The organism is Streptomyces johnsoniae (genome assembly GCF_031845565.1).
GTDB lineage: Bacteria > Actinomycetota > Actinomycetes > Streptomycetales > Streptomycetaceae > Streptomyces > Streptomyces johnsoniae.
The window spans coordinates 400,374-411,793 of sequence record NZ_JAVREV010000006.1 but is presented as its reverse complement, the minus strand read 5'-3'; the positions used below and the strand labels follow the sequence as shown (position 1 = coordinate 411,793).

General features: G+C 72.1%; 9 protein-coding genes. All 9 read right to left on the bottom strand.

The features are described 5' to 3' along the window. Window positions 1–52: 52 nt before the first annotated feature. The 9 genes from mgtE to RM779_RS14005 all read right to left on the bottom strand — a co-directional run bounded on the left by mgtE (window position 53) and on the right by RM779_RS14005 (window position 11,406). Window positions 53–1,378 (bottom strand): magnesium transporter, encoded by a 1,326-nt coding sequence (mgtE, locus tag RM779_RS14045; RefSeq protein ID WP_311618004.1) that lies wholly within the window; start codon window positions 1,376–1,378, stop codon window positions 53–55. A gap of 279 nt (window positions 1,379–1,657) precedes the next feature. Next, window positions 1,658–2,935: a thymidine phosphorylase gene (locus RM779_RS14040; RefSeq protein WP_311618003.1), complete on the bottom strand. Its 1,278-nt coding sequence runs from the start codon at window positions 2,933–2,935 to the stop codon at window positions 1,658–1,660. 4 nt (window positions 2,936–2,939) lie between these two features. After that, complete coding sequence (locus RM779_RS14035; RefSeq protein ID WP_077059428.1) at window positions 2,940–3,326, bottom strand: cytidine deaminase; 387 nt, start codon at window positions 3,324–3,326, stop codon at window positions 2,940–2,942. Next, a complete protein-coding gene (locus RM779_RS14030) occupies window positions 3,323–4,612 on the bottom strand; it encodes an ABC transporter permease (RefSeq protein WP_394813288.1) in 1,290 nt (429 codons plus the stop codon). The genes RM779_RS14035 and RM779_RS14030 overlap by 4 nt, the downstream gene beginning before the upstream one ends. After that, window positions 4,609–5,802: an ABC transporter permease gene (locus tag RM779_RS14025; RefSeq protein WP_311618002.1), complete on the bottom strand. Its 1,194-nt coding sequence runs from the start codon at window positions 5,800–5,802 to the stop codon at window positions 4,609–4,611. The genes RM779_RS14030 and RM779_RS14025 overlap by 4 nt, the downstream gene beginning before the upstream one ends. A gap of 4 nt (window positions 5,803–5,806) precedes the next feature. Further along, the gene (locus RM779_RS14020) at window positions 5,807–7,516 is read right to left on the bottom strand and encodes an ABC transporter ATP-binding protein (protein ID WP_311618016.1); all 1,710 of its coding nucleotides are present in this window, start codon (window positions 7,514–7,516) and stop codon (window positions 5,807–5,809) included. A 242-nt stretch (window positions 7,517–7,758) separates the two neighbouring features. Beyond that, complete coding sequence (locus RM779_RS14015) at window positions 7,759–8,805, bottom strand: BMP family lipoprotein (protein WP_311618001.1); 1,047 nt, start codon at window positions 8,803–8,805, stop codon at window positions 7,759–7,761. A gap of 180 nt (window positions 8,806–8,985) precedes the next feature. Continuing rightward, entirely contained in the window at window positions 8,986–10,185 is a 1,200-nt protein-coding gene (locus tag RM779_RS14010; RefSeq protein WP_311618000.1) for an amidohydrolase, read from the bottom strand. Window positions 10,186–10,335: 150 nt separating this feature from the next. Beyond that, complete coding sequence (locus RM779_RS14005) at window positions 10,336–11,406, bottom strand: hypothetical protein (RefSeq protein ID WP_311617999.1); 1,071 nt, start codon at window positions 11,404–11,406, stop codon at window positions 10,336–10,338. Window positions 11,407–11,420: the final 14 nt, after the last annotated feature.

The following is an 11,420-nucleotide window of genomic DNA, read 5'->3' as shown; positions in this document are numbered from 1 at the left end:
CCCTGTCCTGCCGACCCCCGCGGACGACAACGGGGGCCTGGCGTTCCCCGTTTCATACGCCGAGCACGATCTTGGCGGTGGTGAAGTAGATGACCAGGCCCGTGGCATCCACGAGTGTGGTGACCATCGGCGCCGACACCACCGCCGGGTCGATCCGCAGTTTCTTCGCCAGCAGCGGCATCGTGCCGCCGACCGTCGAGGCCCAGGCGCAGATCACGACCAGGGTCACGGCCACGACGCTCGCGATGTCCCAGCCGACGAACAGCGCGCCGACGAACAGGCCGACCACCGCCAGCATGCAGCCGAGCAGCAGCCCGGTGCGGCACTCGCGCCAGATCACCCGCAGCAGGTCGGAGGTCCGCACCTCGCCCACCGCGAGGGCGCGGACCGCCGCCGTGGCCGCCTGCGCCCCGGAGTTCCCGCCCGTTCCGATCAGCAGCGGAACGAACAGCGCCAGCTGGGTCACCTCGTTCAGCTCGTCCTCGAACATCTGGGTGACAGAAACAGTCAGCGTGGCGGCGACCATCAGCAGCATCAGCCACATCACCCGAACCCGGGACATCCGGAAGACGCTCACCGACATGTAGTGCCGTTCGAGCGGCTCGGCCCCGGACTGCCTGGCGACGTCCTCCGTATCCGCGGCCTCGATGACCTCGAACGCGTCGTCGCTGGTCAGCAGCCCGACAAGCCGCTCCTCGCTGTCGACGACGGGGAGGTCGAGCACATTGGTCTCGCGCATCAGCCGCGCCGCGTCCTCCGCGCGGTCGGTGGCCCTGGCCATCGGCGGGGCGGTCTCCACCAGATCCGACACCATCGCCCGCGGCTCGCTGAGCACCAGCTCCCGCAGCTCGACGATCCCGGTCAGCCGCCGCCCGGCGTCCACCACCGGCAGCGTGTAGATCGTCTCCGCCTGCGCACCCCTGCGGCGCACCACCTCAAGGGCCTGGCCGACCGTCAGGTCCTGTTGCAGCGCGACTGTCTCCGGCGTCATGTACCGGCCGACCGAACCCTCCGGGTAGCCGAGCAGCGCGGCCGTCATCTGCCGTTCGTGCGCGCTCAGCCCGGCCAGGACCCGCTGCGCGACCTTGGCCGGAGCCTCCTTGAGCATGCGGGCCCGGTCGTCCGGGTCCATGTGCTCGACCAGGTCGCGGAACGCCTGGTCGCGCAGCCCTTCGAGAATCTGCTGCTGGTCGACCGGGTCGAGCTCCTCGAAGACTTCGAGCGCGCGGTCCTTGTCCAGCAGCCGGAACGTGATGACGGACTCGACGGCGTCCATCCGGGCGATCTCGTCGGCGATGGCGTAGGGCGGCTGGGTCTCCAGCCACTCCAGCGCCCCGGCGAGGTCCTGCTCCTCAAGCAGGACAGGCAGGTGAGTCATGACGGGGGAACCCCCAGGGAGCGGAAGGCGGTCACGGGCATCCGGAGTGCGCGCACACGCCTGCCGCCCCAGGCCACATGGCTACCTGGGCGGGAGGGCGCGGCGCGGGGGATGACTAGGAGGCTCACTGCGCATCGCAGCGTCACCTCCTGCCGTGCCGAGCCGCGGAAACCGTCTCTCAGGGTACAAGGCATCGGTCACGATCATGGCAAGAATTCCGACATTATGGACGGCCAGTGGCCGGGTCGCCATGAACGTTTTCCGGCGGGGAGCGGTCCCTCAGGCAATACGGTCGAGAACGGTCGGGCGAACGGTCGCCTCCCCACCCGAACCGATCGTGATGGCGTCGCCCGCGAGTTCGGCCAGCGCCGCCTCGAACCGTTCCGGGGTGTCGGTGTGCAGCGTCAGCAGCGGCGCGCCCGCCGTCACCACGTCGCCCGGCTTCGCGTGCAGTTCCACGCCCGCGCCCGCCTGCACCGGGTCCTCCTTGCGGGTCCGGCCCGCGCCGAGCCGCCAGGCCGCCACCCCGACCGCGTACGCGTCCAGGCCGGTCAGCACGCCCGACTCCGGCGCCGTCACGGTGTGCCGTTCCGCGGCCCGCGGCAGCGGCGCGTCGGGATCGCCGCCCTGGGCGGTGATCATGCGCCGCCAGCGGTCCATCGCGGAACCGTCCGCGAGCGCCCGCGCCGGGTCGGCGTCCGGCAGCCCGGCCGCGTCCAGCATCTCCCGCGCCAGCGCCAGCGTCAGCTCGACCACGTCGGCGGGGCCGCCGCCCGCCAGCACCTCCACCGCCTCGCGCACTTCGAGCGCATTGCCCGCGGTGCGGCCCAGCGGGGTCGCCATGTCCGTGAGCAGCGCCACCGTCCGCACCCCGTGGTCGGTGCCGATCTCGACCATGGTGGCGGCCAGTTCCCGCGCGTCCTCGACCGTCTTCATGAACGCGCCGGAACCCGCCTTGACGTCCAGCACCAGCGCCCCGGTGCCCTCGGCGATCTTCTTCGACATGATCGAGGAGGCGATCAGCGGAATCGACTCGACCGTGCCCGTCACGTCGCGCAGCGCGTACAGCTTCCGGTCGGCCGGGGCCAGGCCCTCCCCCGCCGCGCACACCACGGCACCCGTCTCCCGCAGCACCCGCATCATCTCGTCGCCCGGCAGGCCCGCCCGCCAGCCGGGGATCGACTCCAGCTTGTCCAGCGTGCCGCCGGTGTGCCCGAGCCCCCGGCCCGACAGCTGCGGAACGGCCGCCCCGCAGGCCGCCACCAGCGGCGCGAGGGGCAGCGTGATCTTGTCGCCGACACCGCCCGTCGAGTGCTTGTCCGTCGTCGGCAGCGGCAGCGCCGAGAAGTCCATGCGCTCCCCGGACGCGATCATCGCCGCCGTCCAGCGGGCGATCTCGGACCGGTCCATCCCGTTCAGCAGGATCGCCATGGCCAGCGCCGACATCTGCTCGTCGGCGACCTCGCCCCGCGTGTAGGCGGCGATGATCCAGTCGATCTGCTCCGGGGTCAACGCCCGGCCGTCGCGCTTGGCGCGGATAATCGTGATCGCGTCCATGGGCCTACTGTTCCAGGTGCCAGGACTGCGGCAGCAGGTCCCCCAGCGGCATGACGCCCTCCGGGGTCTCCACCGCCAGGCCGGGACCGCCGTGCTCCATCAGCAGCTGCCGGCAGCGCCCGCACGGGGTGATCACCCGGCCCTCGCCGTCGCAGCACGTGAAGTGCGTCAGCCGCCCGCCGCCCGAGGCGTGCAGCGCGGACACCAGGCCGCACTCCGCGCACAGGCCCAGGCCGTAGGAGGCGTTCTCCACATTGCAGCCCGTCACCACCCGGCCGTCCTCGACGAGCGCCGCGGCGCCCACCGGATAGTCCGAGTACGGGGCGTAGGCCCGGGACATGGCGTCCCTGGCCGCCGCCCGCAGCGCCGCCCAGTCGGCCCCGGCCGTCATGTCGCCTGTCCTCTCCGGTACGGCCGCCCGACGGCCCGTGGCGTGCGCAATCGCTGCGCGAACAGCGTCAGGACCAGCAGCGTCGTCAAATACGGGCTTGCGGTGACCAGTTCGAGCGGCAGCGTGTCCGTCGTCTCGTACCACAGCCACATCACCCCGCCGAGCACCGCGATGGCCATGGCCGCGGCCCGCTTGCCGCGGTAGAACTGCCAGACCGCGAGCACCAGCAGGCCCAGCGCGAACAGCAGCAGCATCGCGTGCACGACCGGCCGGTCGCGGGTCTGGAGCACGTCCATGAACCCGAAGAGCCCGGCGCCCGCCGCGACGCCGCCCGGCCGCCAGTTCCCGAAGATCATGGTGGCGAGGCCCAGGTAGCCGCGGCCGCCCGTCTGCCCGTCCTGGTACATGCGGATCAGCACCGCCAGGTAGGCGCCGCCGAGACCCGCCAGGCCGCCGGAGACGGCGAGCGCCAGGTACTTGTACAGGTAGACGTTCACACCCAGCGACTCGGTGGCCTCCGGGTTCTCGCCGCAGGAACGCAGCCGCAGGCCGAACGACGACTTCCACAGCACCAGGTACGTGCCGACGAAGATCAGCACGGCCAGCAGCGTCAGCCACGACACCTCGTGCACCGCGGCCCGCAGAATGCCCGCGAGGTCCGAGAGCAGGAACCAGTTCTTCGCGTCCAGATCGCCCAGCCAGTCGGAGATGCCCGGCACCGTGAACGGCTCAAGGCGGTCCATCTGCGGCGACTGCTTGTCGTTGCCGCCACGGGCCAGCGCCTCGCTGCCCTCCGCGGCGAACCACAGCTTCGCCAGGTACTGGACGACGCCGAGCGCCAGGATGTTGATGGCGACGCCGGAGACGATGTGGTCCACGCCGAACGTCACCGTCGCCACCGCGTGCAGCAGCCCGCCCAGCGCGCCGCCCACGACCCCGGCGAGCACCGCGGCCCACGGACCGTGCTGCCAGCCGATCCAGCCCGCCGAGAACAGGCCGAGCATCATCATGCCTTCGAGGCCGATGTTGATCACGCCGGCCCGCTCGGCCCACAGCCCGCCGAGCCCGGCCAGGCCGATCGGCACCGCGAAGCCCATCGCGGCGCCCCACTGGGCGGCCGAGGTCAGGCTCTGCTGGTCGGTGATCGCCCGCACCAGCGAGAGCAGCAGCAGCGCCCCGGCGATGATCAGCAGCACGACCGGGTACGTCAGCCTGCCGCGGCGCTCCTCGGCCACGCGGCCGCGGGGGCGCACCTTGCCGGCGAGGGTGGACAGGGGCGTGGTCACGCGGACACCTCCGCCGAGTCGTGGGGGCCCTTCGGGCCGTTCGGTCCGCCGGCGGCGGACTGGGCGGCCAGCTGTTCGCCGACCTTCCGCTGCTGGCGCCTGATGCCCCAGCGGCGGACCAGTTCGTAGGCCACGACGACGGAGAGGACGATGACGCCCTGCATCACGCCGACGATCTCCTGGTCGTAGCCCTCGAATTCGAGCTGCGTGCCGGTCCGTTCGAGGAAGCCCCACAGCAGCGCCGCGAAGCCCATCCCGACCGGGTGGTTGCGCCCCAGCAGGGCGATGGCGATGCCCGTGAAGCCGAGCCCTTCGGGGAAGTCGTTGCCGTAGTTGCCCGACTCGTTGAGCAGCGTCGGCATGCCGACGAGGCCGGCCACCGCGCCGGACAGCAGCATCGCGGTGACGACCGTGCGCTTGACGCTGACGCCGCTGGCCTCGGCGGCGGGCTCGGAACGGCCGACCGCGCGCAGGTCGTAGCCGAAGCGGGTGCGGCCCAGCACGAACCAGTACACGATGCCGACCGCGACGGCGATGAGGATGGTGCCGTGCACCGGGTCGGGGCTGGTGGGGAACTCGAAGAACCAGCTGGAGGACGGGATGTCCTCGGTGTGGACGATGTTCTCGTCGCGCTCGGCGAGCCGGCCCTCCTGGAGGAAGTACGCGATGAGGGAGCCGCCGATGAAGTTCAGCATGATCGTCGTGATGACCTCGCTGACCCCGCGGCTCGCCTTCAGGTAGCCGGCGATGCCCGCCCAGATCCCGCCGCAGACCATCGCGGTCAGCAGGATGACCGGGATCTGCACGATGCCCGGCAGGCTCAGCGCGCCGCCCACGACGGCGGCGAAGAACGCGGCGACCCGGTACTGGCCGTCCACGCCGATGTTGAAGAGGTTCATGCGGAAGCCGATGGCGACGGCCGCCGCGGCCAGGTAGTAGGGGATCGCCTTGTTGATGATCCAGACCTGGCTGTCGCTCTTGGACCCGTAGTCGGCCATCACCTCGAAGGCACGGAACGGGTTGTCCCCGGTGAGACCCATCACCGCGGAGGTGATGGCCAGCGCCGTGACCAGGGCGAGCAGCGGTGCGCTCAGGCCGAGGAGGAGCCGCTCCCTGCGGTCCCCGTAGCGGAGGCCCGCCAGGAGTCGGCCGCCCGGCCGCGCCTGCCCTGCAGGGGTGTCGGTACTCATGCGCTCAGCCCTCCTCTCCCGGCCCGGAGCCCGTGCCCGGCTCCGGCTTCGTTTCCGGCTCCGTGCCCGGCTCCGTTTCCGTTTCCGGCTCCGTTTCCGTTTCCGGCTCCGTGCCCGGCTCCGGCTCCGTTTCCGGCTTCGCGGTGCCGACGCCGGCCCCGGCCCCTGCCGTGCCGGTCATCGCGGTGCCCAGCTCCTCCGGGGTGACGGTGGCCGGGTCGGCGGAGGCGACCAGCCGGCCCCGGTACATGACGCGGAGGCTGTCGGAGAGCCCGATCAGCTCGTCGAGGTCCGCGGAGATCAGCAGCACGGCCAGCCCCTCCCGGCGGGCGCGCCGGATCTCGTCCCAGATCTGTGCCTGCGCGCCCACGTCGACCCCGCGCGTGGGGTGGGCGGCGATCAGCACCTTCGGCCGGTGGCTCATCTCCCGCCCGACGATCAGCTTCTGCTGATTGCCGCCGGACAGCGAGCCCGCGGTGACCTCGATACCGGGGGTGCGGACGTCGTACTCGCGCACGATCCGCTCGGTGTCGGCGCGCGCGCCCTTCGCGTTCAGCAGCGGGCCGCGGCTGTTGGGCGGCTCGGTGACGTGGCCGAGCATGCGGTTCTCCCAGAGCGGCGCGTCGAGCAGCAGTCCGTGCCGGTGCCGGTCCTCGGGGATGTAGCCGATGCCCCGCTCGCGGCGGGTGCGGGTCGGGGCGTGCGAGACGTCCTGGCCGGCGAGCGCGATGGTGCCCCCGTCGGGCTGCCTGATGCCGATGATCGCCTCGACCAGCTCGGCCTGCCCGTTCCCCTCCACGCCCGCGATGCCGAGGACTTCGCCGCGGTGGATGGTGAAGTCGATGTCCGCGAGCACCTCGCGCAGCAGGCCGTCGGCGTCGCGCCCGGACAGGTGCAGCCCGGCAACGGTGAGCACCGGCTCGTCCGTGACGGTCGACTCCCGCGTCTGCGGGGTCGGCAGCTCGCTGCCGACCATCAGCTCGGCCAGGCGCTTCGGCGTGGTGCCCGTCGGCGCGACGGTGGCCACCGTGGTGCCGCGTCTGATGACGGTGATGTCGTCGGCGACCGACAGGACTTCGCCCAGTTTGTGCGAGATGAACAGCACGGTGAGGCCCTCCGCGGTCAGCTCCCGCAGATTGCCGAACAGCGCGTCGACCTCCTGCGGCACCAGCACGGCGGTGGGCTCGTCGAGGATGAGGGTCCGCGCGCCGCGGTAGAGAACCTTCAGGATCTCCACCCGCTGCCGGTCCGCGACGCCGATCTCCTCGACCAGCAGGTCGGGGCGGACGCCGAGGCCGTAGGCGTCGGACAGCTCCAGGATGCGCCGCCGGGCGCCGGCGCCGATACCGTGCAGCTTCTCGGCGCCGAGGACGACGTTCTCCAGCACGGTCAGGTTGTCGGCGAGCATGAAGTGCTGGTGGACCATGCCGATGCCGCGCGCGATGGCATCGGCCGGGGACCGCAGCACGACCTGTTCGCCGTCCACGGTGATGACGCCCTCGTCCGGCCGCTGCATGCCGTAAAGGATCTTCATCAGCGTGGACTTGCCCGCCCCGTTCTCGCCGACGAGGGCGTGGACGGTGCCGCGGGCGACGGTGATGTCGACGTCGTGGTTGGCGACGACGCCGGGGAAGCGTTTGGTGATGCCGCGCAGCTCGACGGCGGGAACGCCGGAGGCTTCGGCGGGCTGCGGTGGGCTGTCGGCGGGTGGGATGACGCACTCTCCTCCGGGCCTTCCACGAGCGAAGGCCCAAGCGGTGGGACGCGGGCCGGGCGTTGGTCTGCGGAACGCTACCGCGCCTGCCCCGTACGGCGGCGCCCCCCGCACAGGTCTACTCGCGTAGGTCCGCTCACCGGGACCCCCGGCCCCGCGGTCACGGCACCGGGCCGCCCCCGGCCCCGCGCCCCGGCCGCGCGGGCCGGGGGCGGGACGCGGGCGCGGCCGGGCCGCGCATGTCAGGGGTTGGGGGTGTCGTTGACGGTGACCTCGCCGTCCGCGATGCGACGCGTGGCCTCTTCCAGCTCGGGGGCGAGATCGTCGATGAAGCCGCCGGAGGTGGCGAGCGCGACGCCGTCCTCGGCCAGGGTGTACTCGTGGTGGCCGGTCAGCGGCTCGCCCTCCTCGACGCTCTCGATGAGGTCGTACACCGCCACGTCCACGCCCTTCACCACGGAGGTGAGGATCGAGTCCTGGTACTCGGCGAGCCCCGGCTGCTGGTACTGGTCGGAGTCCACGCCGATGCCCCACGCGCCCTCGACGCCGGCGATCTGCTCGATCGAGCCCTGGCCGGAGGAGCCGGCCGCGGTGTAGATCACGTCCGCGCCGCGGCTGAGCATGCCGTCGGCCTGCTCGGCGGCGCGCGCCGGGTCGCTGAAGCCGCGGTCGTCGTCGCGGTACAGGTAGTTGACCTCGATCTCGATGTCGGGGTTGGTCTCCCTGACGCCCTGCTCGAAGCCCGCCTGGAACTTGCCGATCAGCGGGTTCTGCACGCCGCCGATGAACCCGACGATATTGCTCTCCGTGGTCAGCGCGGCGGCCACGCCGGCGAGGTAGGAGCCCTCGTGCTCGGCGAAGGTCATGCCGTAGGTGTTGTCGCCCTCGGGCACGGAGTCGACAACGCCGAACGTGGTGTCCGGGTACTCGGCCGCGACCTCGGTGATCGCGTTGCCGTAGAGGTACCCGACCCCGATGACCGGGTTGTAGCCGGCCTCGGCGAGGGAGGTCAGGCGCTGGACGCGGTCGGCGTCGGTCTCGCCGTTGCGCGCGGTCTGGTACTCGACCGAGACGCCCAGCTCCTCCTCGGCGCGGTCGCCGCCGCGGGCGGCGGCCTCGTTGAACGAGTGGTCGTTCCGCCCGCCGACGTCGAAGGCGATGCCGACGCGGCCCTCGCCCGACGACTCCTCGTTGTTGGACTCCGTGGAGCTTTCTCCGCAGGCGCTGGCGGTGAGCGCGATGACCGCCGAGACGGCGACCGTTGCTGCAAGCCTGGATACGCGGCGCAAGAGGACGATTCCTTCCGTCGAAAGCGCCTCTTACGGCGCCGTTCCGCGAATCGTAACGCGCGTAGACCACGCGAGAAGCCCCGCATTCCTCCCGTTATCAGATCGGTGTGAACGCAACGTGTGCGCAACATTGAACGGTGCACGCACGTCCCGCGCGGCGGCGGCTTCGCTCAGCCCAGGTCAGCTCAGCAGGGCGGCTCCGGTGAGCAGGTCGACGCCGATGCCGATGGCGCTCTCGTCGATGTCGAAGTCACCCTGATGGATGTCCCGCGGGGCGGCCGACGCGTCCCCGGGGGGCCGCACGCCGAGGCGGGCCATCGCGCCGGGCACGTGCTCCAGGTACCAGGAGAAGTCCTCGCCGCCAAGGCTCTGTTCGGTCTCGCCCACCGCCTGTGCGCCGAAGCGTGCGGTCATCGCCTCGGCGAGCAGGGCCGTGGACGCGGCGTCGTTGACCACGGGCGGGACGCCGCGGATGTACCTGATCTCGGACTTGGCGCGGTACATCGCCGCCACCTCGTCCACCGCCGCGTGCACCAGGTCGGGCGCCGCCCGCCACGCGGCCAGGTCGAGGCAGCGCATCGTGCCCGACAGCTCCGCCGTCTGGGGGATCACGTTGGGCGCGTGGCCGGTGGTGAGGCGGCCCCAGGTGATGGCCATGCCGGCGCGGGTGTCCACGCGGCGGGCGATCAGGGCCGGCACCTCGGTGGCCACCTTGGCCGCGGCGGTGACCAGGTCGGTCGTCAGGTGCGGGCGCGCGGTGTGGCCGCCGGGCCCGGCGAGGGTGACCTCGATCCGGTCGCAGGCCGAGGTGATCGGGCCGACGCGCACGCCGATGCGGCCCGCGTTCACCTTGGGGTCGCAGTGCAGGGCGAGAATCCGCCCGACGCCGTCCAGAACGCCGGTCTCGACGACGTCCTGGGCACCGCCGGGCAGCACCTCCTCGGCCGGCTGGAACAGCAGCCGCACCGGACGGGGCAGCAGGCCGCGCCCGGCCAGCCGGGCCAGCATCAGGCCCGCGCCGAGCACGATGGTCGCGTGCACGTCGTGCCCGCAGGCGTGGGCGCGGCCGGGCACGGTGGAGCGGTAGGGCACGGTCTTGGTGTCCGGGATGGGCAACGCGTCGATATCGGCGCGCAGCGCCAGAAGCGGCCCCTCGGCGCCGGGCGGGCGGATGTCACAGACCAGCCCTGTGCCGGTGTCGAGCACCCGCGGCGCGAGACCGGCCCTTTCGAGCCTGTCCTTGAGCACCGCGGTGGTGCGGACCTCCTGGTTGCCCAGCTCGGGGTGCATGTGCAGGTCGCGGCGGAACGCGATCAGCTCCGCCCGCAGGTCTGCGTCGAGCGTCGTGGGCGTGGACTCCGGAGACAGCAGATCACTCACGTGATTGAGATTAACCTCATCCGAGCCCTCGGGGGCGGTTGATCATCCAAAGTTCATACTCCAGAAGGAGAGTGCGGCGCATGGCGCGGAGCGTGAATGGGTATGACTCGCCTTTTCACTCCCGTTCCACCCCTCCCCCTGTGGCACAGGTCACGTCGCTTCGCCGTGCGCCTGCCGCGGGGGCGAGGCCGGGGCGGGCCGGCCCCGGGTGCCGCGGGCCGTGCTGGTCACCTGGGAGAGGAAGCCGCTCGCGCGTGCGGTGACGCCGTCGGTGAACCACGCCTCGGCGACCTCGCACACCACGACCTCCGCCGTGGTGTCCGAGAGGACCCGCGGCAGGGTGTGGACGACGGTGGAGGGAAAACTCAGGATCTTCGACCCGATCGGCCCGCGCCGCGCGACCAGTTCGAGCGGGAGGTCGGGCCTGATGATCTCGACCCCGGCCTCGTTCGTCAGGCGGCGCAGCTTCTCGCTGCCCTCCTTGCGGTGCGCGAAGTACCGCGTGACGCCGTGTTCCGCGGCCAGTTCGCGGACCGCGCCGACATAGCGGTCCTCGTGCAGGACACCCGTCTCGACCAGCGAGGTGCCGACCAGGTCGGCGCCGCCGGTGAGCCGCGGGGCACGGAAGTGGGCCCTGGTCCAGGAGAACGCGTTGTCGGTGACGGTGACGCCCGCCTGGGCCTCGACCGGCATCGCGGTGAACACCTCGACGCTGCGCCCGGCCGCTGGGGTGAGCCGGCGCACGGCCCGGCGCGCGACCGGCGCGAAGAGCACGGCCCGCGGACCGCGCGCCGCCGGCCGGTGCCAGCGCACCAGCCGTTCGCCGCGCGCGAGTTGCGCGGCGAACTCCATGGTGGCGGTGCCGTCGTCGACGACGACGACGTCACAGCGCCCGGCCATGGACAGCAGCAGCTGGAGGTAGTGGGAGAACGGGTCCCCGATCACGAGCCTGCGGGCCCGCCGCAGCGGCCCCGCGAGCGCGGCCAGGGCCCGCGACGGCGTCACGGCGCCACCGCGGGCCTCGCGCCACAGCACACGGCATCCGGAGTCCCTGGCCAGCTGCGCCATGCGGCGCAACTGGCCCCTGCTGGTCGGGTCTTGGGGCGGCAATATGATCACGGTGAAGGCGCCGGGTCCGGTGGTGTGGGCCCATTCCAGCGTGTTCAGCAGCTGAACCGGGCTCTCTGCGAACGCCAGCGTCTCCGCGCGCGCGTCAGTCATGCCTCTCCGTCCGC